Annotated in this window: 24 protein-coding genes and 1 pseudogene; 12 read left to right on the forward strand and 13 right to left on the reverse strand. The window is 72.3% G+C overall.

Annotation, left to right across the window (positions count from 1 at the left end; translation table 11 throughout):
- Positions 1-60: 60 nt before the first annotated feature.
- Positions 61-450, forward strand: a complete 390-nt coding sequence (locus ABTY59_RS17640) for a PLD nuclease N-terminal domain-containing protein (RefSeq protein ID WP_352019852.1) — start codon at positions 61-63, stop codon at positions 448-450.
- Positions 450-1,328, forward strand: coding sequence for a LysR family transcriptional regulator (locus ABTY59_RS17645; protein ID WP_352019853.1), 879 nt, complete (start codon positions 450-452; stop codon positions 1,326-1,328). Before ABTY59_RS17640 ends, ABTY59_RS17645 begins: the two co-directional genes overlap by 1 nt.
- Here the strand turns inward: ABTY59_RS17645 and ABTY59_RS17650 are convergent.
- Complete coding sequence (locus tag ABTY59_RS17650) at positions 1,231-2,154, reverse strand: DMT family transporter (protein WP_352019854.1); 924 nt, start codon at positions 2,152-2,154, stop codon at positions 1,231-1,233. The genes ABTY59_RS17645 and ABTY59_RS17650 overlap by 98 nt on opposite strands.
- 126 nt (positions 2,155-2,280) lie before the next feature.
- Here ABTY59_RS17650 and ABTY59_RS17655 point away from each other — a divergent pair, with 126 nt between their 5' ends.
- Positions 2,281-2,898 (forward strand): flavodoxin family protein, encoded by a 618-nt coding sequence (locus ABTY59_RS17655; RefSeq protein WP_352019855.1) that lies wholly within the window; start codon positions 2,281-2,283, stop codon positions 2,896-2,898.
- Positions 2,899-2,906: 8 nt separating this feature from the next.
- Here the strand turns inward: ABTY59_RS17655 and ABTY59_RS17660 are convergent, their stop codons facing one another.
- On the reverse strand, positions 2,907-3,107 hold the full coding sequence (locus tag ABTY59_RS17660) for a hypothetical protein (protein ID WP_352019856.1): 201 nt from the start codon (positions 3,105-3,107) through the stop codon (positions 2,907-2,909).
- 155 nt (positions 3,108-3,262) lie between these two features.
- On the opposite strand from ABTY59_RS17660, the gene ABTY59_RS17665 reads away from it, so the two are divergent.
- The 4 genes from ABTY59_RS17665 (at position 3,263) to ABTY59_RS17680 (ending at position 8,365) form a co-directional block, all read left to right on the forward strand.
- Positions 3,263-3,715, forward strand: coding sequence for a nucleoside deaminase (locus ABTY59_RS17665; protein ID WP_352019857.1), 453 nt, complete (start codon positions 3,263-3,265; stop codon positions 3,713-3,715).
- A complete protein-coding gene (locus ABTY59_RS17670; protein ID WP_352019858.1) occupies positions 3,708-4,616 on the forward strand; it encodes an isopenicillin N synthase family dioxygenase in 909 nt (302 codons plus the stop codon). The genes ABTY59_RS17665 and ABTY59_RS17670 overlap by 8 nt, the downstream gene beginning before the upstream one ends.
- Positions 4,617-4,749: 133 nt before the next feature.
- On the forward strand, positions 4,750-6,813 hold the full coding sequence (locus tag ABTY59_RS17675) for a hypothetical protein (RefSeq protein ID WP_352019859.1): 2,064 nt from the start codon (positions 4,750-4,752) through the stop codon (positions 6,811-6,813).
- Positions 6,814-6,817: 4 nt separating this feature from the next.
- Positions 6,818-8,365: a hypothetical protein gene (locus ABTY59_RS17680; protein ID WP_352019860.1), complete on the forward strand. Its 1,548-nt coding sequence runs from the start codon at positions 6,818-6,820 to the stop codon at positions 8,363-8,365.
- A 3-nt stretch (positions 8,366-8,368) separates the two neighbouring features.
- Here ABTY59_RS17680 and ABTY59_RS17685 read toward each other — a convergent pair whose 3' ends face one another.
- The 8 genes from ABTY59_RS17685 to hemL form a co-directional block, all read right to left on the reverse strand.
- Positions 8,369-8,902 (reverse strand): SRPBCC domain-containing protein, encoded by a 534-nt coding sequence (locus ABTY59_RS17685; RefSeq protein WP_352019861.1) that lies wholly within the window; start codon positions 8,900-8,902, stop codon positions 8,369-8,371.
- A 37-nt stretch (positions 8,903-8,939) separates the two neighbouring features.
- Positions 8,940-9,983, reverse strand: a complete 1,044-nt coding sequence (gene ccsB / locus ABTY59_RS17690) for a c-type cytochrome biogenesis protein CcsB (RefSeq protein WP_352019917.1) — start codon at positions 9,981-9,983, stop codon at positions 8,940-8,942.
- Positions 9,984-10,021: 38 nt separating this feature from the next.
- On the reverse strand, positions 10,022-11,728 hold the full coding sequence (resB, locus tag ABTY59_RS17695) for a cytochrome c biogenesis protein ResB (RefSeq protein ID WP_352019862.1): 1,707 nt from the start codon (positions 11,726-11,728) through the stop codon (positions 10,022-10,024).
- Positions 11,729-11,733: 5 nt separating this feature from the next.
- The gene (locus ABTY59_RS17700) at positions 11,734-12,471 is read right to left on the reverse strand and encodes a cytochrome c biogenesis CcdA family protein (protein WP_352019863.1); all 738 of its coding nucleotides are present in this window, start codon (positions 12,469-12,471) and stop codon (positions 11,734-11,736) included.
- Between the two features lie 4 nt (positions 12,472-12,475).
- Positions 12,476-13,093, reverse strand: a complete 618-nt coding sequence (locus ABTY59_RS17705) for a TlpA family protein disulfide reductase (RefSeq protein ID WP_352019864.1) — start codon at positions 13,091-13,093, stop codon at positions 12,476-12,478.
- Positions 13,094-13,170: 77 nt separating this feature from the next.
- Positions 13,171-14,442 (reverse strand): polysaccharide deacetylase family protein, encoded by a 1,272-nt coding sequence (locus ABTY59_RS17710; protein ID WP_352019918.1) that lies wholly within the window; start codon positions 14,440-14,442, stop codon positions 13,171-13,173.
- Between the two features lie 288 nt (positions 14,443-14,730).
- Positions 14,731-15,423 carry a histidine phosphatase family protein gene (locus tag ABTY59_RS17715; RefSeq protein ID WP_352019865.1) on the reverse strand — a complete coding sequence of 231 codons (693 nt, stop codon included), beginning with the start codon at positions 15,421-15,423 and terminating at the stop codon, positions 14,731-14,733.
- Complete coding sequence (hemL, locus tag ABTY59_RS17720; protein WP_352019866.1) at positions 15,420-16,766, reverse strand: glutamate-1-semialdehyde 2,1-aminomutase; 1,347 nt, start codon at positions 16,764-16,766, stop codon at positions 15,420-15,422. The genes ABTY59_RS17715 and hemL overlap by 4 nt, the downstream gene beginning before the upstream one ends.
- Before the next feature lie 381 nt (positions 16,767-17,147).
- Between hemL and ABTY59_RS17725 the strand changes: the two are divergent.
- A pseudogene (locus ABTY59_RS17725) lies at positions 17,148-17,600 on the forward strand (hypothetical protein); the annotation flags it as partial.
- A 17-nt stretch (positions 17,601-17,617) separates the two neighbouring features.
- Here the strand turns inward: ABTY59_RS17725 and ABTY59_RS17730 are convergent.
- Positions 17,618-19,570, reverse strand: a complete 1,953-nt coding sequence (locus tag ABTY59_RS17730; RefSeq protein WP_352019868.1) for an APC family permease — start codon at positions 19,568-19,570, stop codon at positions 17,618-17,620.
- Positions 19,571-19,701: 131 nt separating this feature from the next.
- Here ABTY59_RS17730 and ABTY59_RS17735 point away from each other — a divergent pair, with 131 nt between their 5' ends.
- Positions 19,702-20,097: a MerR family transcriptional regulator gene (locus tag ABTY59_RS17735; RefSeq protein WP_352019919.1), complete on the forward strand. Its 396-nt coding sequence runs from the start codon at positions 19,702-19,704 to the stop codon at positions 20,095-20,097.
- A gap of 37 nt (positions 20,098-20,134) precedes the next feature.
- Here the strand turns inward: ABTY59_RS17735 and ABTY59_RS17740 are convergent, their stop codons facing one another.
- A complete protein-coding gene (locus ABTY59_RS17740; protein WP_352019869.1) occupies positions 20,135-21,061 on the reverse strand; it encodes an ABC transporter substrate-binding protein in 927 nt (308 codons plus the stop codon).
- A 324-nt stretch (positions 21,062-21,385) separates the two neighbouring features.
- On the opposite strand from ABTY59_RS17740, the gene ABTY59_RS17745 reads away from it, so the two are divergent.
- Positions 21,386-22,240 (forward strand): DUF6597 domain-containing transcriptional factor, encoded by an 855-nt coding sequence (locus ABTY59_RS17745; RefSeq protein WP_352019870.1) that lies wholly within the window; start codon positions 21,386-21,388, stop codon positions 22,238-22,240.
- 14 nt (positions 22,241-22,254) lie between these two features.
- Positions 22,255-22,773: a GNAT family N-acetyltransferase gene (locus ABTY59_RS17750; RefSeq protein WP_352019871.1), complete on the forward strand. Its 519-nt coding sequence runs from the start codon at positions 22,255-22,257 to the stop codon at positions 22,771-22,773.
- Here ABTY59_RS17750 and ABTY59_RS17755 read toward each other — a convergent pair.
- A complete protein-coding gene (locus ABTY59_RS17755; RefSeq protein WP_352019872.1) occupies positions 22,770-23,216 on the reverse strand; it encodes a GNAT family N-acetyltransferase in 447 nt (148 codons plus the stop codon). The two genes, ABTY59_RS17750 and ABTY59_RS17755, sit on opposite strands and share 4 nt — an antisense overlap.
- A 112-nt stretch (positions 23,217-23,328) precedes the next feature.
- Between ABTY59_RS17755 and ABTY59_RS17760 the strand changes: the two genes are divergently transcribed.
- Complete coding sequence (locus ABTY59_RS17760; RefSeq protein WP_352019873.1) at positions 23,329-24,195, forward strand: NAD(P)H-binding protein; 867 nt, start codon at positions 23,329-23,331, stop codon at positions 24,193-24,195.
- Positions 24,196-24,238 lie beyond the last annotated feature (43 nt).

Here is a 24,238-nt window from a genome sequence, read left to right on the forward strand (position 1 = left end):
TGGCCTGTCACCGGGGCCGCCGCAACGGGTCCCGCCGCTGCTTCCAGGGGGCCGTCCCACATGCTCAGGGCACTGATGTACATCCTGCCGCTGGCGCTGACGATCTATGCCTTCATCGACTGTCTGAACACCCCCGAGGACGAGGCCAAGCACCTGCCGAAGGTGGTCTGGGTCATCATCATCCTGCTGTTCTGGATCGTCGGCCCGATCGTCTGGTTCGCCGCCGGCAAGATGCGCCGCGCCCCCGCCGGCGGCCGTACGCCCTCCGAGTGGCACCGCAACCACCGCTCCGAGTGGGTCGCCCCCGACGACAACCCCGAGTTCCTGAAGTCCCTCCGTGAGGAGAACAAGAAGGACGAGGCCCTCCTCAAGGACTGGGAGGCGGACCTGCGCCGCCGCGAGGACGAGCTGAAGAAGCGCGAGCAGGGCGAGGACAAGGGCGAGAACTGATGGAGCTGCGGCTCCTCGCCACCTTCGAGAAGGTCGCCGACGTCCTCTCCTTCACCCGGGCCGCGGCGGAGCTGGGCTTCGCCCAGTCGAGCGTCACGGCCCAGATCAGGTCCCTGGAGTCCTCCCTCGGAGTGGAGCTCTTCGAGCGCCTCGGCTCCCGCATCCGCCTGACGGATGCCGGTGAGCGGCTCCTCCCCTACGCCCGCCGGATGGCGGAGCTGGCGGAGGAGGCGAGGACGGCCGTCGCGGCCACGGCCGAGCCCTCGGGCCCGATCGCGGTCGGCACCATGGAGTCGCTGACCTCCTACCGGCTGCCGCCGCTCCTGGAGTACTTCCACCACCGCTACCCCAAGGTGCGGCTGGCCCTCCGCCCCACGCTCGGCGACGAGACCCGGCAGGCGCTGCGCCAGGGCACGTACGACGTCGGCTTCCTGATGGAGCCGGAGACCGAACACGAGGGCCTGGAGTCGGAGGTCCTGGCGACGGAACCGCTGGCCCTGGTCGCCGCCCCCGACCACCCGCTCGCGGGCCGTACGGAACTGGGCACGGCCGATCTGGTGGGCACCCCGCTGGTGGGCACCGAACCGGGGTGCGCCTACCGCGACCTCTTCGAGGCCGCGCTGCCCGAGCCGCACTTCCTGGAGTTCGGGACCATCGAGGCCAGCAAGCGGGCGGTGGCCTCCGGGCTCGGCATCGCGCTGCTCCCCCGCGTCGCCGTCGCGGAGGAGCTGGCGGGCGGAACCCTGGTCCCGCTGCCCTGGGAGGCCCCGTTCACCCTGTTCACGCAGCTCGCGTGGCGGCGGGGGAAGCGGCTTCCGGCCCACGTGCGGCTGTTCGTGGAGCAGACGCGGCGACTGGTGTCCGAGCAGCGAGGGTGACCTTGAGGCTCGCGAGCACGATCAGCGGGACGCCGAGCGCCTGCACGAGCCCGATGTGGTGGCCGTACACCGCCCAGTCGACGCCCATGGCGACGGCCGGGTAGGTAAAGGCGAGGACGGCGATCTTCGCGGTCGGCAGCTTGGCGTAGGCGGCGTACATCAGCACGTACATGAGTCCGGTGTGGATGAGGCCGAGCCCGACGAGCCAGCCCCAGCCGCCCCCGCCGACGCCGCCGAAGCGGACGAAGGGCAGCAGCAGCGGCATGCCGACGAGCACCTGGACGAGCGCGATCAGATGGGGCCGCACACCGGTGACGCGCTTGGTGACGAAGGTGGCGAGGGCGTAGAGCACGGCGGCGGCGAGGGCGAAGCCGAGACCGGCCAGGGAGGCGGTGTCACCGGGCCGCACCCCGGACACGAGCACGAGCCCGGTGAAGGCGAGCACGAGCCACCCCAGCTTCGACCGGGAGATCCGCTCCCTCAGGACGACGGCCCCCAGCAGCACGAGGAAGAACGGCTGCGTGTGGTAGACGACGGTGGCGAGGGAGATCGAGGTGGCCCGGTACGCCTCGAAGAGGAAGACCCAGTTGAAGACGATGAACACCCCGCCGAGCGCGGCGAGCCCCAGCTTCCGCGCGGTGAAGCCGTGCCCGGTGAAGAACCCCCGGACGAGGCTGTAGCCCCCGAGGGCGAGGGCCCCGAAGAGGCACCGGAAGAACACCACCTCGAACGGGGAGGCCCCGGACTCGACGACGAACACGCCGAGCGTGCCGGAGAGCACCATGGCGAGGGTGAGTTCCGCGGTTCCTCTGGTCTCGTTTGTCATGCCACCGACGCTACGAACACCGCGGGGTCCGGGTCCACGGCCCACTGGGGCGTCCTGCCGATGGTGCCGATCGGCGCGGCCGATGGGCCCCGGAATAGCCCCCGGGGAAGGGCCGTTGGCAACGGCATGAGCCTCGACGCGACTCCCGGTCCGGACCGTTCGTTCCTCTTCGTTCTCGGCAGTTCCCGTGCCGACGGCAACTCCGAGATCCTCGCCCGGGAAGCCGCCGCGCACCTGCCCGCCGACGTCCCGCGGCGCTGGGTGGACCTGAACCGGATCGACCTGCCCGACTTCCAGGACGGGCGGCACGAGGACGCCGGGCGGCGGGCCGGGGAGGCCGAGGAACTGCTGCTGCGGGCCACGGTCGAGGCCACCGACGTCGTGATCGTCTCGCCGCTGTACTGGTACAGCCTGTCGGCGCAGGCCAAGCGCTACCTGGACTACTGGTCGGGCTGGCTGAACGTGCCCGGCTCGGACTTCAAGGAGCGCATGGCCGGCGGCACGCTGTGGGGGGTGACGGCCCTGGCGCACGAGGAGCACGAGGTCGCGGACGGCCTGGTCACCGGCCTGAACCACTCGGCGGCCTACCTGCGGATGCGCTTCGGCGGGGTCCTGACGGGAACGGCCTCCCGCCCCGGCCGCGTGCGCGCCGACGCGCAGGCGATGCTCCGCGCCAGGACCTTCTTCCGCCAGGAGGCTCCCCTCGCCCGGTTCCCGTACGAGGAGGCCGGGGCCGCCGCCTGAGCGCCGTGTCAGTTGTTCGAGCCGACGATGTTGTCGTGGCCGGCGTTGAAGACGTCGTCCTTGGCGTACTGGACCCAGTCCCCGAAGACGATGGTGTACGAGGTCTCCGGCTCGGACTCGACGTACACGTCGGCACTCGCGGCTCCGGCGGTGCCGAGGACGACGGCACCGACGGCGAGGGCGGTCAGGGCGGTGCGGAGGGAACGCATGGTGGGGTACCTCTCGGGAGATCGACGGGGCACTCAGCAAGCTAGGGCCTGCCGGCTCCGCCCTCCCCGCACCCGGCCGGTGTGGTGCCCCGCCTCAGCCGATCGGCGGCAGTCCGGGGTGTGAGGCCGGAGCCCCGCCGGGGAAGGCTCCCCCCATGGATCAGGAACGGGCACGGCGGTGGCTCGGCACCGCCCTGGAGGAGGCGCGGGCCGGTCTCGACGAGGGCGGGATCCCGGTCGGGGCCGCCCTGTACGGGGCCGACGGGGAGCTGCTCGGGCGGGGGCGGAACCGGCGGGTGCAGGACGGGGACCCGTCCATGCACGCCGAGACCGCCGCCTTCCGGGCCGCCGGCCGGCAGCGCTCGTACCGGGGGACGACGATGGTCACGACCCTCTCGCCCTGCTGGTACTGCTCGGGGCTGGTGCGGCAGTTCGGCATCTCGCGGGTGGTCGTCGGCGAGGCGGAGACCTTCCACGGCGGACACGACTGGCTCGCGGAGCACGGCGTCGAGGTCGTCGTGCTCGACGATCCCGCCTGCGTCGGCCTGATGCGCGCGTTCGTCGCCGCGCGTCCCGATCTGTGGAGCGAGGACATCGGGGATGAGTGAGGCCGACCTGCCGGTGATCGACCTGGGCCGCGATCCCGCCCCTCAGCTGCCCGCCGTCGACCGGGCCCTGCGCGAGGCCGGGTTCCTGCTGGTCACCGGGCACGGAGTGGACCAGGACCTACGGGCCGCCATCCGCGCGTCGGCCCGCGCCTTCTTCCACCTCCCGGCCGCCGTGAAGGAGCCGTACGCGGTGCGGGTCGGCGGACGGGGATGGCTGGGTCCGGGCGCGGAGGCCAACGGGTACGCGGAGGGCACGGCGACCCCGCCCGACCTGAAGGAGTCGCTCTCCTTCGCGGCGGAGGAACCGACCGGGGACCCGGCGGTGGACGCGGAGTGGTTCCTGCCGAACACCTGGCCCGCCGAGGTGCCGGACCTCAGGCCGCTGGTGGAGGCGTACCTCGCGGAGATGAAGGCGCTGTCGGACCGGGTCCTCGACCTGCTGGGCGTGGCCCTCGGCGAGGAGCGGGACTTCTTCACCCGGCACACCGGGCACCCCACGTTCGGCTTCAACGTCAACTGGTATCCGGGGCGGGAGCGGACGGGCGATCCGGAGCCGGGTCAGTTCCGCATCGGTCCCCACACGGACTTCGGCACGGTCACCGTCCTGGACCGGGAGGCGGGGAAGGGCGGGCTCCAGGTGTTCACCGACGCCGGGGGGTGGCAGGACGCCCCCTTCGACCCGGCCGCGTTCACCGTCAACATCGGGGACCTGATGGCGGGCTGGACCGGCGGACGGTGGCGCTCCGGACGGCACCGGGTGCTGCCGCCGCCGGCCGACGTACCGGCCGAGGAGCTGATGTCGCTGGTGTACTTCTACGAGTGCACGCCCGGGACGACGATCCACGGCATCGAGTCGCACTCCTACCTGCGGGCCCAGCTGGACGCCATCGCGACGGACTGACCGCCCCCGCACCCCCGGGAAAGCACCTCCCGAAGAGAAGAACGAAAAGCCTGGCTACTTCCCAACACCCTGTCGATATCCTGGAATTGACGATGTGACGGGGCACATCTCATGGGGAAGCAGGGGGGTTGCGGTGGACAGGGAGCTGTACGGCCGCGAGGCGGTCCTGGACGACAGCGGGCTCGTCGCCCGGCTCGTCGGCCTCACCCGCCAGGGTGCCGCGCGCGTCGCGTACGAACACGGCGACGACCCGCCCGTGACGGTCTTCACCGGCGGGCGCGGCATGGGAAAGACCGCCCTGCTCAAGGAGGTCCGCAACCGCTACAAGGGCTACACCCCGCTCGCCCTCCTCGACTGCGCCCACGTCGAACCCCCCGCCGACCACGGCCCCGGCTGGACCCCCGTCACCGGCGCCCTCTCCGAACTGGCCGTGCAGCTGGCGCCGAAGGTGCTCGCCGCCCGGCCCGTGCGGTTCCCCCGGCTCTCGCTCGGCCTGGTCGCCGTCGCCTCGCTCGCCTGGTCCCAGGAGGACGACGAGCGGGCCCGGCGCGACCTCCAGCGGCTCGGGCCGCTCCTCGCGACCGTCGACGCGACCCGGGGCGCCGCCGCCAACTGGGTCGGCAAGGTCCTCTCCAAGCTCGCCGCCACCTTCGCCGACGCCGCCGCCCCGCTCGCCGGTCTCCTCGCCGAGGCCACCGTGGAGACCGTCCTGGAAGAGGTCTTCGGCCGTCTCCAGCGCGCCTCCGAGAGCTGGTACGGCAGCTATCGCAACGCCGGCGGGCGGGGCAAGGCCGGACTCCAGCAGCTCGCCGTCGACTTCGAGCAGGGCGGACGGCGCCGCCGCGAGGCCGAGGACTTCCTCGTCGGCGCCCTCACCGAGGACCTGCTGACGGCCTACACCGGGCTCCGGCGCGGCAGCCGCGTGGGCAGGCCCCTGCTCCTCCTCGACAACGCCCACGAGCCGCTCGGCCGGCAGCTCGTCGAGCCGATCCTGCGCGCCCGCGCAGCCGAGGGCCGCCGCGACCGGGTCGTCGTCCTCGCCGCCTCCCGGGTCCGCGACCACGAGGGCCTGCGACAGGCCACCCGCACCCGGCTCCCCGAGACCGCCCACCGGGCGCCCTGCCCGCGCGGGACGAGCGTCGGCTCCGGCATCCTCGCCGTCGAACTGACCCCGCTCTCCCCCGCCCAGACCCGGTCCGCCTTCGACCACCACGACCCCGCGGGCCGCACCCCCGCCGAGCTCGCCCGCGCCGTCCACCGGCTGACCGGCGGCCGTCCCCTCGGCGTGGCCCTCCTCGGCCGGGCCGCCGGCGAGGCCCCCGCCGAGCTGCGGGCCGGCCTCACCCCGGGCGGACTGCTCGACCTCACCGTGGAGTTACGCGAGGACACCCCGCCGGTGCCCGTCGCCCCCGCGCTCCTCGCCGAACTCCTGCCGGTGCGGCGACCGGGGCCGTACGCCGTCCTCGCCGCCACGCACGACGAGGAGTCCGCCCGGATGCTCGCCCACGCCCGGCTCCAGGCCGAGTCCCTGGACGGCGACGTGGCCCTGCGCGTCCGCGACCAGCTGCGCGCCGAGGACTGGGCCGAGGGCCCCGGCCACTTCGTCGCCGACCCGCTGCTGCGCGCCCTGCTCCTGCACCGGCTCCGGTTCGAGGACGGCGACCATCCGCGGTACGCCGCCTGGCACGCCGTCCACGAGACCCTCTACCGGCACTACGGGCCCGGACCCGGCCCGTACCGCCTCCACCACGGCCTCGCTCTCGGCCGCGCCGAGGAGGCCGTCACCCACCTGCGGGAGACCTTCCCCGAGCGGGACGTCCTCGGCTGGCTCGGCCGGCTCCGGTTCATCGCCGCCGCCCCCTACCCCCGCGAGCGGAACCGGCCGGGCCCGGACCCGCGCCGTGCGGTCGCCCTCGGCCAGGAGCCGGCGACCGCGCTCCCCGGCGGCCTCGACCCCGACACCACCGAACTCCACCTGTCCGTACGGCGGCTGCTGCACGCCGTGTGGCTGCTCACCGATCCGCTCGCACTGCCCGACGACGAGGTCGCCGACCGGCTGGCGCACGAGCTCCGCCGGCTCTCCGGCCGTCATCTGTCGGGCAGCGGTTCACTCTGGGACGCGGCAGGCCACTGGCCGCGCGACATCCGTGCCTGGCGGGAGCCGTCGCTGCCGCCCGGCCGTGAGAACGGAGTCTGACGCCATGCCCGACCGCCTCACCGCCCGGCTGCGCCGGCGCGTCCGCACCCCCCGTCAGAGGCTCGTCGCCACGGCCGTCACCGCCGCCGTCGTCCTCGGCCTCGGCGGTTACGGCTTCGCCCGGCTCACCCAGCCGGAAAACCGTTCCTGCGCCGAGGGGGTGGCCCGTCCCGTCGACAGCGACGAATGCATCGGCGTCAACGGCGCCGGCCATGACTTCGGCGCGCCCGACCTCAAGGACATCGCCGAGACCATCCGCGCCGAGAACGCCGGACTCAAGGCCGGCGAGTACGTCACCGTCGCCGTCCTGCTGCCCCTGACCTCCACCGACGCCGGCATGCGCGTCAAGGTGCTGCACGAGGTGCAGGGCGCGTACGCCTACCAGCGCAGGGCCAACCAGGAGTCCAACGGGCAGCGGCCCACCATCCGCCTCGTCCTCGCCAACACCGGCCGGGGCAACGCCCACTGGCGCACCACCGTCGACCAGCTCATCGCCCTGGCCGACGGCCCCGAGCGGCTCCGGGCCGTCTCCGGCATCGCCACCTCCTCCACGCAGATGCGCGAGGCGGTGACCGCCCTCACCCGCGCCAGGGTCGCCGTCGTCGGCACCACCATCACCGCCGACGACATCGCCAACGGACCCGGCCGCAAGCCCTACCCCGGCCTGGCCCGCGTCGCCCCCACCAACAGCGACGAGGCCAGGGCGCTCGCCCACTTCGGCCGCGTCGACGCCGCCAAGGCGCTCCTCGTCCAGGACACCCGCAGCGGCGACCACTACGTCGACACCCTGAAGGCCGCCTTCGCCGCGTCCCTCGCCAAGGCTCCCCTGGAGCCGCAGGAGTTCACCTCCGCCCCCGACTCCACCCAGGAGGGCACCACCGCCAACACCTTCCGCAACATCACCCACCTGATCTGCGACACCCGCACCGAGACCGTCTTCTTCGCCGGCCGACACACCCAGCTGCGCCAGTTCATCAACGCCCTCGGCGACCGCGGCTGCGTCGACCGCGCCTTCACGGTCCTGACCGGCGACGAGGGCTCGTACCTCGGCGCGGACGGGAAGCTCGACCGCAACGCCCTCAAGAGCCGGCTGACCGTGCGGTACGCGGCGCTCGCCCACCCCGACGCCTGGAAGCCCGCCCCGGGGCGGACCGTCCCCCGGACGGGCGGCTCCGAGCAGGCCTACGCGGACTTCGTGGCGGACATCGCCAAGGCCGCGCCGAAGGACCGGCCGGTGGCCCTCGCGGACGGGCAGGCGATCATCGCGTACGACGCGATGGCGACGGCCGTCCACGCGATCCGCCAGGCCACCCCGGAGGGCGCCGCGTACCCGTCGAAGGAGGACGTCGGGACACAGTGGCCGCAGGTCAAGGGCTCCCTGCGGGTCGAGGGCGCGAGCGGCTGGATCTGCCTGGACAACTACGGCAACCCGTACAACAAGGCGGTCCCGATCGTGGAACTGGCCCAGGACGGCACCCAGCGCTTCGTCCAGATGGCCTGGCCGGAGGGCCGCCCCCCGACGGACACCTGCCTGCCGCCGAAGCGCGGCTGACGCCTACGGCACCCACGTGGGCCAGGTGGCCTCGTCGCGCTCGTACAGGCTCCGCAGGTGCTGCCACCGCGCGGGCGACCAGTCGCGCCAGTCCGTCGGGTGCCCCTCCAGCGCCGCCGCGAGCCGCTCGAAGTGGTCGTGCCATCCGGCGAGGCAGTCCAGCCGGTACTCCGACGACCCGCGGAACTCGTTCGTGAAACGCAGCACGGTCGACCCCTCGCCGGCCCCGGACCCCGGTTCCAGATGGAACCGGATCCGGCCGTGCGAAGGGCCGACCGTGTACTCGGCCACGACGTCGGGATCCCAGGCGGTCACCTGCCCCGAGACCTCGGTGTCACCGTTGAGCCAGCGGAGAGTGACCTGCCCGCCGAGCCTCGGCTCCAGCGGATCGGCCTCGCAGAGCCAGGCCGGCAGGCCCTCGGGCGAGGCGACGGCCGCCCAGACCACCGGCAGGGGATGCGGAAGGTCCACCACGAACCGCAGCAGGTGCGCGTCGCCGTCGTGGGTCTCGCTCCTGCCCCGGGGGATCTCGCTCATACCTCCAGCGTCACCCCGGGACAGGCCGCGTGCCAGCTCAGACGCCGGCGTAGGAGTGCTTGCTGCTCACGAAGATGTTGACGCCGTAGTAGTTGAACAGGAAGCAGGCGAACGCGATGAGCGCGATGTACGCGGCCTTCCGTCCCTTCCAGCCGGCCGTCGCGCGCGCGTGCAGGTACGCCGCGTAGCCGACCCACGTGATGAAGGACCAGACCTCCTTGGCGTCCCAGCCCCAGTAGCGGCCCCACGCGTCGCCGGCCCAGATCGCGCCGGCGATGATCGTGAAGGTCCAGAGCGGGAAGACGGCCGCGTTGACCCGGTACGAGAACTTGTCGAGCGAGGCCGCCGAGGGCAGCCGCTCCATGACGGAGCGGGCGAAGGCGCCCGGGTTCCCGCCGGTCGCGAGCTTGTTCTCGTACGAGTCGCGGAAGAGGTACAGCAGGGTGGCGGTGGCGCCGATGTAGAAGACCGCGCCGCAGAAGATCGCGGTGGAGACGTGGATCCACAGCCAGTACGAGTCGAGCGCCGGGACCAGCTGGTCGCTGGGCGTCTTCAGCCAGGTCGTGGCCATGCCCAGGTCGAGCAGGACCGTGGTGACCAGCGGAAGGCCGATCCAGCGGACGTTCTTCTTCGCGACGAGGAAGCCGAGGTACGCGCCGACCGCCACCGTCGAGAAGGTGGTGGAGAACTCGTACATGTTGCCCCAGGGGGCCCGCTGCACGGAGAGCGCGCGGGCGACCACGCCCGAGGCCTCGACCAGGAAGGCGAGGACGGTCAGCGAGATGGCGATCCGGCCGTACAGATCGCCCTTGACCGTGCCGCCGGCCGCGCCGGGGCCGTCCGGTACGTCACGGGTGCCGGCCGCGGAACGCGTGACGACCTTCGGCTTGTCCAGGACGGCGGTCCCGCCGGCCTGCTTGACCCGCACGGACACGCCGGCGGGCGCGGCCGCGGCCGGCTGCGTGAGCGCGGCGGCCGTGCGGCCGACCTTGCTGCGGCTGCCGAACACCCACTCGGCGATGTGGGCGAAGAAGGCCAGGGTGTAGACGGCCATCGAGGAGTAGATGAGCAGGTCGCTCATCCGCGCCAGGCTCTCGTTGGTCGTCGTGGCGGCGAGGATCACTTGTCGGCCTCTCCAGAAGGGGCAGGGTCTTCTGCGGGTTCTTCCGCGGGTTCCGGTTCTGAGGCCGTCGGCGGGGCCTCCGCGGTGAGAGCGAGGGCCAGGTCGCCCAGCTCCTCCGGCAGCTTGGCGGACTCGCTCCGGCCGAGCCCGGCCATCTCGACGACGGTCACGCCGTCCTCACCGCGCACGGCCCGGACCCAGACCCGGCGCCGCTGGATGAACAGCGAACCGGTCAGGCCGGCGATCGCGGCGATCGCCCCCGCGAGGGCGAGCCCGTTGCCGGGCTGCTGCGAGATCTGGAAGCTCGCCCATTCCTTGACGTCCTTCTCGAAGGTGATCGAGCCGGCGCCGTCGGGCAGCGTCATGGTCTCGCCGGGCAGCATGCGCTGCGCCAGCTTGTTGCCGGACTTGTCCGTGAACTGGGTCATCTTGGACTTGTCGAGCTGGTACACGTTCTGCGGCAGGCCGGAGTTCACGCGCAGGTCGCCGTGGAAGCCGGTGAGCGCCATGACCGGGAAGTCGAGCGCCGGGAACTGCGAGAACATCGTGCCCTTGCCGGCGCCCGCGAAGGTCGGCACGAAGAAGGCCTGGAAGCCCAGCTGCTCCTTCTTGCCGTTCTTGTCGCGGTAGCCGTCCATGACCTTGATCGCGCCGGTCGACGTGATGTTGTTGTCGATCGGCAGCAGCGGTACGGCGCCGTGGAAGACGGTCTTGCCGCGGCCGTCCTTGACGGTGACGACGGGCGCGTACCCGTGGGCGATCAGATAGACCTTGGAGCCGCCGACCTTCAGCGGCTCGTTGACCCGGATGACCGCCTTCTCGTCGGCGCCGCCCCGCGAGTAGGTGACGGCCGCCTCGAAGGTGCGCGGGGTGCCGCGCTGGGGGCCGTTCTTCTCGTACGTGCCGTTGAAGGACTCCAGCTTGAAGCTGAACGGCTCCAGCTCGTCGGTGCCGAACTGGGAGCCCGACTTGAAGTCGTCGTACTGGGTGAGCGTGTTGGAGAAGCCGTCGCCCTCGACGATCAGCTTGCCGCCCTCGGACTTGAAGAGCTGGCCCCAGGCGAAGGCGACGAGCATCACGATCAGGGCGACGTGGAAGGCCAGGTTGCCGGCCTCGCGCAGGTAGCCCTTCTCGGCCGCGACCGCGTTCCCCGCGTGGTGGGCGCGGAAGCGGCGGCCCTTGAGGACCGTGAGCGCGGCCGCGTGGACCTCCTCGGGCTCGGCCTCGGTGCGCCAGGTGGTGTACGCGGGGAGCCGGTCGAGGCGCCGGGGTGCGCCCGGCGGGCGGCTGCGGAGCTGGCCGACGAACTGCCAGCTGCGGGGCACGATGCAGCCGATGAGGGAGACGAACAGCAGGATGTAGATCGCGGAGAACCACACCGAGCTGTAGACGTCGAAGAACTGGAGCTTCTCGTACAGCGGGGTGAGCGTCTCGTGCGCCTCCTTGAAGGTCTGCACCTTCAGCTCGTCCGCGCTGGTCTGCGGGATGAGGGAGCCGGGGACGGCGCCGAGGGAGAGCATGAAGAGGAGGATCAGCGCGACCCGCATGGAGGTCAGCTGCCGCCAGAACCAGCGGATCCAGCCGATGACACCGAGGGTGGGGCCGCCGATGACGGTGTCGCCGCGCTCCTCGACGGGTGCGGTGGAGAGCTGGGCCCCGGCGTCGCCGAGGTTGTCCTGCTCCGTCGTGTCGGTCTTGCTCATGGAACTCAGATCCCCACCGTGAAACCGCTGGACCAGCCCTGCATCGTGGCCACCATGCTGTCCCACGCGCCCGTGAGGAGCAGGACACCGGTGACGATCATCATGCCGCCGCCGATCCGCATGACCCACACATAGTGCTTCTTCACCCAGCCGAACGCGCCGAGCGCCTTGCGGAAGGCGATGGCGGCGAGCACGAACGGGACGCCGAGGCCGAGACAGTACGCGAAGGCCAGTATCGCCCCGCGTCCGGCGCTGGCCTGCTCCAGGGCGAGGGCGTTGACCGAGGCGAGCGTCGGGCCGATGCACGGGGTCCAGCCGATGCCGAACAGCGCGCCGAGGACCGGGGCGCCGATCAGGCCGGCGACGGGCTTCTTGTGGAAGCGGAACTCCCGCTGGGTGAACCAGGGCATCAGGCCGAGGAAGAAGCCGCCCATGAGGATCATGAGCACGCCGAGGACCGTGGTGAGCGTCTCGCGGTACTCCTGGAGCGTCGACCCGAAGTAGCCGAAGAGCGCGCCGCCGGAGACGAACACGGCGGTGAAGCCGAGGACGAAGAGGACGGCACCGGCGGTCATCCGGCCGCGGCGGCGCTCGGCGAGGTCGGTGCCGGTGACCCCCGTCACGTACGAGAGGTAGCCGGGGACGAGCGGGAGCACGCACGGCGAGAAGAAGGAGACGAGGCCGCCGAGGACCGCGAGGGGCAGGGCGAGCAGCAGGGCTCCGCTGGTGACCGTCTCGTTCACGGGCTCACTTCTCCTTGAGGAGGGGCTCGATCATCGACCGGAGCTTCTTCTCGTCGAGCGCCATGAGGGAGCGGGCCGCGATCCTGCCCTCCTTGTCGAGGACGACGGTGGAGGGGATCGCCTGCGGGTTGAGCGTGCCCTTGGGGAAGCCGAAGAGGATGAGCTTGCCCTGCGGGTCGTAGAGGCTGGGGTAGGGCACCCCGTAGTCCTCTTCGAAGGCGATGGCGGGCTGCTTGTTGGGGTCGCGGGTGTTGAGTCCGACGAACTCGACGCCCTTGCCCTCCAGGTCCTTGGCGACCTTGGCGAAGTGGGGGGCCTCGGCGCGGCAGGGGCCGCACCAGGAGCCCCAGACGTTCAGGACGACGATCTTGCCCTTGAGGTCGGCGACGTCGAGCCGCTTGCCGTCGAGGGTCTCGCCCGCGATGTCGTTCGGGGCCGCGCGCTCCCCCTTGGCGACGGTGGAGATGCCACCCGTGTTGGTCACGAAGTTGGTCTGGCCACCGCCGCCGGACTTGCCGTTGTTGTCGCCGCCGCAGCCCGAGAGCGCGAGGGCGGCGGCGGACAGCGTTCCGACGGCGACCAGGGTGCGCCGGGTGCGTCGAGGGGCACGGCTAAGGCTCATGTGAAAAGTTTCGCATGGGCGTTTGGGGGATCTTGGGCACCCCCCTACGTGCCCGTAAAGCCCCTTGTCAAGATCGTCTAAGCGCTCGGGGTGGAGGCGGGGGTGGGCCTGAGGTAGGCGTTCCAGCCTCCGGCGGGCTTCTGGCCCACCTCCAGACCGCGCAGCTTCTCCAGGATCTTCGGGTCCTGGACGTCGAGCCAGTCGACGAACTGCTTGAAGGAGACGAGCCGCACGTCCTTCTTTCCGGCCATCCCCTTGAGCGCCTCCTCGACGGCGTCCATGTAGATGCCGCCGTTCCACTGCTCGAAGTGGTTGCCGACGAAGAAGGGCGCGCGATTCGACTCGTACGCGCGCGTGAAGCCGGAGAGGTACGCCTCGGCCGCCTGCTTGCGCCAGCCGGGATAGCGCGAGGGCATGCCCTTGGTCGTGTTCTTCGACTGGTTCGCGAGCATGTTGTAGTCCATGGAGAGGACTTCGAAGGAGTGCCCGGGGAAGGGCACGGCCTGCAGGGGCAGGTCCCAGATCCCCTGGCGCTTGACGGGCCAGGTCTGCCGGCCGCCGGGCGAGCTGGCGTCGTAGCGCCAGTTCAGGCGCTTGGCGGTGGGGAGCAGGTTGTCCTGACCGAGGAGGCAGGGCGTGCGGCCGCCGACGAGCTCCTTGGAGTAGTCGAAGGGCAGCGGGTCGAGGTCGGTCCAGCCGCTGTTGGTCTTCCACTCGGTGACGAACTTCATCGCCTGGTCGATCTCGCTCTGCCACTGGGCCGGGGTCCAGTTGCCGACCGACCCGGAGCCGCCGCAGAAGTGCCCGTTGAAGTGGGTGCCGATCTCGTGGCCTTCGAGCCAGGCCTGCCGGACGTACTTCAGGGTGTCCTTGATGTGCGCGTCGGTGAGGTAGCCGATGTCGGAGGCGCCGACGCGGTTGTTCGGCGGGCGGTAGAGGTCCTTCTTGGACTCGGGGAGGAGGTAGATCCCGGAGAGGAAGAAGGTCATCGCCGCGTCGTTGTTCCTGGCGAGCTCCAGGAAGCGCGGGAAGAGGCCGTTGCCGACCTCTCCGGCGCCGTCCCAGGAGAAGACCACGAACTGGGGCGGGGTCTGGCCGGGTTCGAGCGGGACGGGGGCGTCGGGCTGGTGCGGCTGCTTGCCGGTGTCGGCGGTGGAACCGTCGCCGATGAGCCGGGCGTCGTCCTTGGTCGGGGTGGGCGTGCCCGGGTCCGTCGGGACGTCACCCCCCTTGCCCGGTCCGGAACGTCCTGGCTTGTCCTGATTGTTGGTACTGCATGCGGCGAGCCCCATCGCCGCAGCCGCTCCGACGCCCGCCCCGAGCAGCCCCCTTCGACTGATCCCGCTGATCCCGCGCATGACATCCCCATTCGCGCTGATGTGATGACCTGAACGTCATCCAAACCGACAATGAGTGAGATGCCGGGAGGAACACGGAGGTTCCGGGAATTCGCACAAAAATTTCAGGGCGACCGGATGACATGAACATCATCATCCGATCGCCCTGAACTGTGTCGCCCGGGTGGGCCGCTGTCCAGTGGTCAGCGTGTGGGGCCTGTGAGGGTTACGCCCCGAAGGCCTTCGAGGTGCGGCCCGGGAGGGCTACACCCCGAAAGCCTTCGAGGTGCGGCCCGGGGGCTACGCCCCGAAGGCCTTCGACTTGCCCTTCACCGGCTTCGCCCCCGCGAGGAGGTGCGCCGGGACGAGGTCCCGCGCCGGCTCGCTGTACCCGACCGAGACGATCTTGTCGCCCCGGTACGTGAACGAGGTCAGCGAGGCCAGCGTGCACTGCCGGCGCCGCGGGTCGTGCCACAGCCGCCGCTTCTCCACGAAGCTGCGGACGATCCAGATCGGCAGCTGGTGGCTGACGCAGACCGCCTCGTGCCCACGGGCCGCGTCCTTCGCCGCGTCCAGCGCGCCCATCATCCGCACGACCTGCTCGACGTACGGCTCGCCCCAGGACGGCTGGAACGGATTCGTCAGGTGCTTCCAGTTGGCGGGCTTGCGCAGCGCCCCGTCGCCGACGCCGAAGGTCTTGCCCTCGAAGACGTTCGCCGCCTCGATGAGCCGCTCGTCACTGGCCAGGTCCAGGCCGTGCGTCTTGGCGACCGGCGCCGCCGTCTCCTGCGCCCGCTCCAGCGGGGAGGCGACGACGTACGTGATGTCCCGGTCCGCCAGGTGCTCCGCGACCCGGTCCGCCATCCGGCGGCCCAGCTCCGACAGGTGGTAGCCCGCGCGGCGCCCGTACAGCACGCCGTCGGGGTTGTGCACCTCGCCGTGGCGCATCAGATGGACGACGGTGATGTCCTGGTCACGGGTGTTCTCGCTCATGCCGTGGCCTCCGCGGCGGCGCGGGCCGCGGCCGGCAACACGGCGGCGACGCGCTCGATCGCCCGCTCGTCGTGCGCGGTCGACACGAACCAGGACTCGAACGCGGACGGCGGCAGGTACACGCCGTCGGCCAGCATCGAGTGGAAGAAGGCGTTGAAGCGGAACGACTCCTGCTTCTTCGCGTCGTCGTAGTCACGCACCTCGTCCTCGGTGAAGAACACCGAGAACATGTTGGAGGCGGTCTGCAGCCGGTGCGCCACGCCCTCCTTGGCCAGCGCGCCCGTGACCAGGCCCTGGATCTCCTTCGAGACCGCGTTGACCGTGTCGTACGCGGCCTCGTCGAGCAGCCGCAGCTGCGCGAGCCCGGCGGCGGTCGCGACCGGGTTACCGGAGAGGGTGCCCGCCTGGTAGACCGGCCCGGCCGGCGCCAGGTGCCCCATCACGTCCGCGCGGCCACCGAACGCGGCGGCCGGGAAGCCGCCGCCCATGACCTTGCCGAAGGTCATCAGGTCGGGCTTCACGCCGTCGACGCCGTACCAGCCGGCCCGGCTCGTACGGAATCCGGTCATCACCTCGTCGGAGATGTACAGCGCGCCGTTCTCCCGGCACAGGTCCGCCAGGCCCTGGTTGAAGCCGGCCACCGGCGGGACGACGCCCATGTTGCCCGGCGAGGCCTCGGTGATCACACAGGCGATCTCACCCGGGTGCGCGGCGAACGCGGCCCGCACCGCCTCCAGGTCGTTGTACGGCAGCACGATCGTGTCCCCGGCCTGGGCGCCGGTCACCCCGGGCGTGTCCGGGAGGCCGAAGGTGGCCAGACCGGAACCGGCCGCGGCGAGCAGCGCGTCCACGTGGCCGTGGTAGCAGCCCGCGAACTTGACGACCTTCGCGCGCCCGGTGAACCCGCGGGCGAGGCGGATCGCGGACATCGTCGCCTCCGTGCCGGAGGAGACCAGACGCACCTGCTCGACCGGCTCGATCCGCGCGACGATCTCCTCGCCGAGCGCGACCTCGCCCTCGCCGGGCGTGCCGAAGGAGGTGCCGCGGGCCACGGCGGCCTGCACGGCCGCGGTCACCTCGGGGTGCGCGTGGCCGAGAATCATCGGCCCCCACGAGCAGACCAGGTCGACGTACTCACGACCGTCCGCGTCGGTGAGGTACGGACCGGAACCGGACACCATGAACCGGGGCGTTCCGCCCACGGCCCGGAAGGCACGCACCGGTGAGTTCACGCCGCCGGGCGTCACGAGGGAAGCGCGGTCGAAAAGCGTCTGTGAGACTGGGGCTTCGTATGAATACGGCACTGTGATCCTGACCTGCGAGAACGACTTCGGGCACGACATCGGGAACGGAGGGACGGCGGTGAGCATCCTGTCTGTTACGCCGAGGCGCTCCCCGTCCGCGTCTGCGAAACTGGGGCGTCATAGGGATGACTCACGGAATCCATGGTGTCAGAGGCCACGGCGTTCTTGCGGACAGGTGTTTCACCGTACGAACGCGGGGGAGGTCACTGACACGATGATCGGGTTGCGCGGCGGGGTCGTGTTGCCGAGAAAAAGCAGTCGGGTGGAGATATGCATCGCGGTGGCGGACCGGGCGAGGGGACGGACGACCTGGGTCCGGAGTCTGCCCGGCGGGGGAGGCACCGGCGCCGGCGGACGGACGAGCCCACCGCCGCCGAGGGCCGGCCGAAGCCGGATCCCGCGGCCGAACCACCCCCTGCGACCGGGGGCCGGAGCTTGGGGGTGACGTACAAGTACTTCGGCGCGCCCAACAGCGCCACGGCGGCCCAGGTACCGATCTCGATGCGCCCCGAGGAGCTCGGCGGGGACGAGCTCGGCATGGGCGGGATGTTCACCAAGATCAAGCCCGAGACCATAGCGGCCATGGTCCTGACCGGCATCCAGGGCATGCCCCTGCACAAGGTGCCGCCCCTGGAGCTGGTCGTGCTGCACCCGGACTACGCCGTGGTGAAGCTGCCGATGACCGTGGTCGACCCGCTGCGCGGGATCGGCGAGGAGTCGGTCGGCGCCGCCGCGTTCATCTGGTCGACGGTCCCGGACCGCGGCGGACCGCGCGACGCCTTCGACGTCTACCAGCTGCTCCACGAGTGGCAGGACTTCTCGGTCCGCCTCCACGAGGCGGGACACCAGCCGTACTGCCTGGTGTGGCCGTGAGCCGCTGACCCCGACTCCTACCGCCGCCCCGCGGCCTCCGCGCGCTCGGCGGCCAGCTCGCGGGCGGAGGCCAGCCGGTAGGGGACGTCGACGACCACGACGTTCTTCATGAACAGCAGCCGCGCCTTGAGGCGCAGCGCGCTCTGGTTGTGCAGCGGCTGCTCCCACCAGTGCCCCACCACGTACTCGGGGATGACCACCGAGACCACCGAGTCCGCCGTCCGCTCGGGCGCGTCGCGGACGTGCCGCAGGACGGGCTGGACGACGGAGCGGTACGGGGAGCTGAGCACCCGCAGCGGCACGTCGACGCCGTGGGCCTCCCAGGTCGCGCGGAGCACCTCCGCCTCCGCCGGGTCCTCGGCGACGGTCACGGCGGTGAGCGAGTCGGCGTGCAGGGTCTTCGCGTACGACAGGGCGCGCAGGCTCGGGGCGTTCACGGCGGCCACGAGGACGAGGACGTGGTTCGCGGCGAGGGGGTGGGGGCGTTGTCCGGGGTCGACGGCGACCTCGGCGGCGACGGTGTCGTAGTGCCGCCGCACCCCCTTCATCCCGGCGTAGAGCACCGGCATCGCGATGACGACCAGCCAGGCGCCGTGGGTGAACTTGGTGATGAGGACGATGACCAGGACGACCGCCGTCAGACAGGCGCCGAAGGCGTTGATGGCGAGGCGGCGGCGGATGGAGTGCCGGTCGGCGGCCCCGGCCGGGGTGGCGAGTTCTCGCCGCCAGTGCTTGACCATGCCCGCCTGGGACAGGGTGAAGGAGACGAAGACGCCGATGATGTACAGCTGGATGAGGCGGGTCAGCTGCGCGTCGAAGGCCACGATCAGGGCGATGGCGGCGAGCGCGAGGAGGACGATGCCGTTGGAGTAGACGAGCCGGTCGCCGCGGTGCACGAGCTGGCGGGGCGCGTAGCGGTCCCGGCCCAGGACGGACGCGAGCATCGGGAAGCCGTTGAAGGCGGTGTTGGCCGCCAGGACCAGGACGCCGGCGGTGACGGCCTGGAGCGCGTAGAAGAGGACGTGCCAGTCGCCGAAGGTGGCCCGGCCGATCTGGGCGAGCGCCGTGGACGTCGGGGTGCCGGGAGGCAGTCCGAGTTCCGTGGGGTCCTCCGCGACGTGGACCTCGTAGACCATGGCGAGCACGGTGATCCCGAAGAACATGGTCGCGGAGAGCCCGCCCATGATCGCGAGCGTCATGGCCGCGTTCCGGCTCTTCGGCTTCGCGAACGCCGGGACGCCGTTGCTGACGGCCTCGACGCCGGTCAGCGCGGTGCAGCCGGAGGCGAAGGCCCGCAGGCCGAGCAGCACGAGCGCGATCCCCGAGTAGGTGGAGACCTTGTCCACGGGCAGGGCCGCGGACTCGGCGCGGATCGTCGCACCGGTCGCCATCCGGACGGCGGCCACGGCGAACATCAGGTAGATGACGCCGATGAACGCGTACGTGGGCACGGCGAACCAGCGCCCCGACTCGCGGACCCCGCGCAGGTTCAGCCAGGCGAGGAGCGCGACGAAGAACACCGACAGGGCCACGGCGTGCCCGTCGAGCGAGGGGGCGGCGGAGGTGATGGCGGCGACCCCGGAGACGACGGAGACGGCGACGGTCATCACGTAGTCGATGAGGAGCGCGGAGGCGGCGGTGAGCGCCGCCCGCTGCCCGAGGTTCTCGGCGGAGACCACATAGGCCCCGCCGCCGCCGGGATAGGCGTAGCAGGTCTGCCGGTAGGAGGCCACGACGACCAGGAGGAGCACGACGATGCCGACGGCCGCGTACCAGGCCAGATGGAGGACGGCGAGGCCGCCGAGGGCGAGGACCAGGAGGATCTCCTCGGTGGCGTAGGCGACCGAGGAGAGCGGGTCGCTGCAGAAGACCGGCAGGGCGACCCGCTTCGGCAGCAGGGTCTCCCCGAGCCGGCCGCTGTCCAACGGACGACCTACCAGCAGGCGTTTCGCCGCACTTCCAGCTCTCATAAGTGCTGAAGTTAGGACGAATGGTATGTAATGCGCGGAAGCCGCGCCCTGTGGGGGCCCGTACGCCCCGTGGGAGTTCCCGACGAGGAAGGACCTGACGCGTGAGCGGAGTACGCATCGCCGGCCGGCCGATGCAGATCGGCGAGGTCGCCGCACGGACCGAGCTGCCCCTGCGGACCATCCGGCAGTACGAGGACAGCGGTCTGGTCGTCCCGTCCGCCGCCTCGCCCGGCGGCTTCCCCCTCTACACGGACGCCGACGTGTCCCGCCTGATGGTGGTCCGGCGGATGAAGCCGCTCGGCTTCACCCTCGACGAGACCCGTGAACTCCTCACGGCCGTGGACCGCCTGTCCGAGGACCGCCCCGGCACCGACACCGAGCTCGAACCGGACGAGCGGGCCGCCCTCGTGGCCCGCGTCCGCCGCTACGAGGCGGCCGCGGCGGAGCGCGTCGCCGAACTGCGGGCCCAGCTCACCCGCGCCGAGGAGTTCGCCGACTCCCTCCGCACCCGTCTCGGCGCGGCCTAGGGACCTCCCGGACCGGCCCCTACGGGTACCTCGCCGATCAGGCCGGGCTCGCCGTCAGCGCCTGCGCGAGGAGGCGGAAGAAGCGGGCGTACGCGGCGGGGCTGGGCGGGGTCTCCGGGTTCCACGGGGTGAGGCTCACCCCGGAGGGAAGCCCGAACGGCGGGGTCGCGTGCTCCCGCTCGTCGAAGAGCACCAGACCGGGACGGAGTTCGGCGGCCCGGCCCCAGTCGCCGGTCAGCCAGTTCGCACCGGGCCCCGGGCCGGGGTCGAGCAGCCTCACGCCGAGACCGGCGAGGTGCGCCAGCTCGGGCCAGGCCCCCGGACGGGCCAGGTGGACCTGCTCGGGCCCCGCACCCGAGAGCGCGAGCACGGCGGGCCCCGGCCGGGCGGCGGCGTCCCGCAGGGCGGCCTCGGCGGCGGCCAGCTCCGTGTCGGACGCGGCGCGCACCGGCTCGGCGCCGAGGGCCGCGGCCAGCTCCGCGAAACGGTCGAGGATCGCCGGAAGAGTGAGCTCGTTGCCGACGGACAGCGCGGCGAGCGGGATCCCGAGCCGCCCGGCGACGGCCTCGTCGAGCGCGTACGGACTCTTGCCGTCGTAGGTCACGTCCACGACCAGGTCCGGGCGCAGCTCCCGCAACACCCCCTCGTCCAGGGCCCGGCCCGGCCCCAGGTACGGCACCCCGGCCGCCCCGAGCCCGCCCGCCTTCGCCGGGTCGAGGGCCTCGCCGTCGTGCCCGGAGCCGTACACCGCGACCGGCGCCACCCCCAGGTCGAGCAGTGCCGCGCCCGCCCGCACGTACGCGACGACCCTCAGCGGCACGAGGGCCGCCCCCAGCTCCGTACCCCTGTCGTCCGTGAATCCCCACGCCTGCGCGCCGTCCCGGTGTCCCCGTGCCTGCGCGCCGTCCCCGCGGCCTCGTCCCTGCGCGTCGTCCCCACGTCCCCGTGCCTGCGATCCGGACATGCGGCTGCTCCTCCCCGGCCGGAATCTCCCTCGACCGTCACCTTGGAGCGCTTCCCGGGCCCGCACAAGAGGGCCTCCGCACCGTGGGGATGCCGGGACTTCGGTCCCGGACCCCCAGGAGTCGGTGCCCCTGACGCCGGCCGAGGAGCAGGCCTTCGGCCAGGTCGTCCCCCGGCTCACCCTGGGCCCGGCGGGCCGCCTCCGCCGACCGCACCGCCCACCGGTCCTCGGGCCCGGGCGCGCCGCGCGTGTCGAGCACACCGCCCACCGGTCCTCGGGCCGGGCGGGCCGCGCGTGTCGAGCGCACCGCCTACCATCCGGGCCATGCCCGCTTCAGCCCCTCACCCCCGCCGGGACACCCGGGGCATCGTCGACCCCGCCGAGCTGCTCGCCCGGGTCCGCTTCCGCCGGCACGTCCCCGCGCCCGGACTGCGGCCGTACCTGGAGCACTACTGGCTGATCGACTGGGAGCTCCCCGAGCCGTACACCAGCCGTCTCGTCCCGCACCCCTCGGTGAACGTCGTCTTCCAGCGGTACGGGGCCCTGGGCGCCCCGGCGGCCGAGGCGGTCGCGTCGGCGGAGGTGTCGGGCATCGGGCTCGGCCTGTTCACACAGCGGCTGTCGGACGCGGGCCGGGTGTGCGGGGTGCAGTTCCGCCCCGGTGGTTTCCGGCCCTTCGCGCCCGCGTGGCCGGTGTCGACGTGGACGGGCCGCAGGGTCCCGCTCGACGAGGTCTTCCCGGACGACGGGACCGGGGACCCGGCGGCCGCCGTGCTCTCCCCCGACGAGGACCACGCGCGCGTGGCGGCGCTCGACGCCTTCCTGCTGGCCCGCGGACCGGCGCCCGACCCGGCCGCCGAGCAGGCCATGGAGCTGGTGGACCTGATCCGCTCGGACCGCTCGGTGCGCGCGGTGTCCCGGCTGTCCGCCGCGAGCGGCCTGTCGGCGCGCTCCCTCCAGCGCCTGTTCGCCGGGCACGTCGGCGTCGGGCCGAAGTGGGTGATCCTGCGCTACCGGATCCACGAGGCCCTGGAACGCGCCGAGGCGGCGGGCGCCCCCGACTGGGCCGGGCTCGCAGCCGAGCTGGGCTACAGCGACCAGGCCCATCTCGTACGGGACTTCACGGCGACGATCGGGGTGCCGCCGACGGCGTACGCGCGCGCGGTGTCAGTGCCCTGACCTACCGTACGGACATGACCGACGACACGACCCCGGTGCGGCTCGAAGCGTGGTCCGAGGAGGACGCGGACCTGCTGCGCGCCCTGAACGCGCCGGAGCTGATGGACCATCTCGGCGGCCCGGAGACCGAGGAGCAACTGGTCGGGCGACACCGGCGGTACGTGGACCTGAGCGCCGACGACACCGGCGCGGGGCGCATGTTCCGGATCGTGCTGCTGCCGGAGCGGGCCGTGGTGGGCAGCATCGGCTTCTGGGCGCAGACCTGGGACGGCGAGCCCGTGTACGAGACGGGCTGGGCGGTGCTGCCGGGCTTCCAGGGCCGCGGCCTTGCGACCCTCGCCACGCGCGCGGTGGTCGCCGAGGCCCGGGCGGCGGGTGGGCGCCACCACCTGCACGCCTTCCCGTCCGCGGACAACGCCGCGTCGAACGCGGTGTGCCGCAAGGCCGGGTTCGAGCTGCTCGGCGAGCGGGACTTCGAGTATCCGCCGGGTCGCCCGATGCGCTGCAACGACTGGCGGTTCGACCTGGGCTAGCCGGCGTCCGGCCCGGTGAGCGGCCGGGTGAAGTGGAAGGCCACGATGTCGAAGCGCTCCCGCAGGTAGAAGCGGTGGGCGCCGGTGCGGTGGGTTCCGGAGTCCAGATTGAGCTCGTGGCATCCGGCCGCGCGGGCGTGGCCCTCCAGGTGGGCGATGAGCGCGTGCCCGACACCGGTGGAACGGTCGGCGGCGCCGGTCACCAGGTCGTCGACGTAGAGCTTGCGCAGGGAGCTGGTGTTGTCGACGACCCTCCAGCCGGCGGCGCCGACGCAGCGCCCGTCGTCCGTGTAGGCGGCGGTGAACCGCAGCCCTTGGGGGTGGCCCGCCTCGTAGACCTCGCGGAAGAGCTCCGGGGTGAGGTGGGGGCGGAGTTCGGAGAGGACCGGCAGGAGGTCGCTCTCCAGGCGGGGGTCGCCGGGGGCGAGGTCGATGATCTTCATGCCGGGACGGTACCCCGAGTTGTTTCAGGGTTGACGGACGAGGGAGCGTCACGGATATTTATCTGCGAGACGCAGACAATGCGTAACGCAGTGATATCCGGAAGGACCCCTCATGACCGTTCTCGTCACCGGCAGCCGCGGCCGCGTCGCCTCCACCCTGCTCGACCTGCTCCACTCGGCGGGCGTCGAGGCCAGGGCCGGATCCAGGAACCCCGAAGACCTCTCCCCACCCCCCGGCGTGGCCACGGTCCGGTGCGACCTCGCCGACCCGGCCTCGTTCGACGCCGCCCTGGAGGGCGTCGACTCCGTCTTCCTCTACGCCGAGGCCGCCCACACGGGCGCCTTCGCCGACCGGGCGCGTGCCGCCGGCGTCGGGCACGTCGCCCTGCTCTCCTCCAGCTCCGTCCTCGCCCCCGACGCCGCCGGGAACCCGATCGCGGCCTCGCACCTCGCCGCCGAGCGCGCCCTGTCGGCCGCCGCGGAGGCCGGAGCCTTCGAGGCGACCCTCCTCCGGCCCGGCGCCTTCGCCACGAACGCCCTCCAGTGGACGTGGGCCCTCAAGGAGGGCCACGGGCCGGCCTTGCCGTACCCCCACGCGTGCGGGGACCCGATCCACGAGCTCGACGTCGCCGAGGCCGCCTTCGCGGTGCTCACCGAGCCCCGGCTGCGCGGCTCCTCCTATGTCCTGACCGGCCCGGAGTCGCTGGACTTCACGGAGCAGCTGGCGATCCTGGCCGAGGTGACGGGCCGCCCCGCTCCGCACACGAGGGTCACGCCGGAGGAGTGGAAGGAGTCGGTCGCCCCGCACGTCCCGGAGCCGTTCGCGGACGCCCTGCTCGCCTACTGGTCCAGCCAGGACGGCCGGCCGGCGCCCCTGACGGACGCGATCGAAACCCTGACGGGCCACCGGGCGCGCCCCTTCAGAGCCTGGGCGGAGGACCACGCGCAGGACTTCGCCGCCGACGCCGTCCGCGCCTGAACCCGCGGGGCCCGAAATCCCTGGCCCGGATCAGACCGCGATG

Origin of the sequence: Streptomyces sp. NPDC096079 (assembly GCF_040303145.1) — a bacterium.
Lineage (GTDB): Bacteria > Actinomycetota > Actinomycetes > Streptomycetales > Streptomycetaceae > Streptomyces.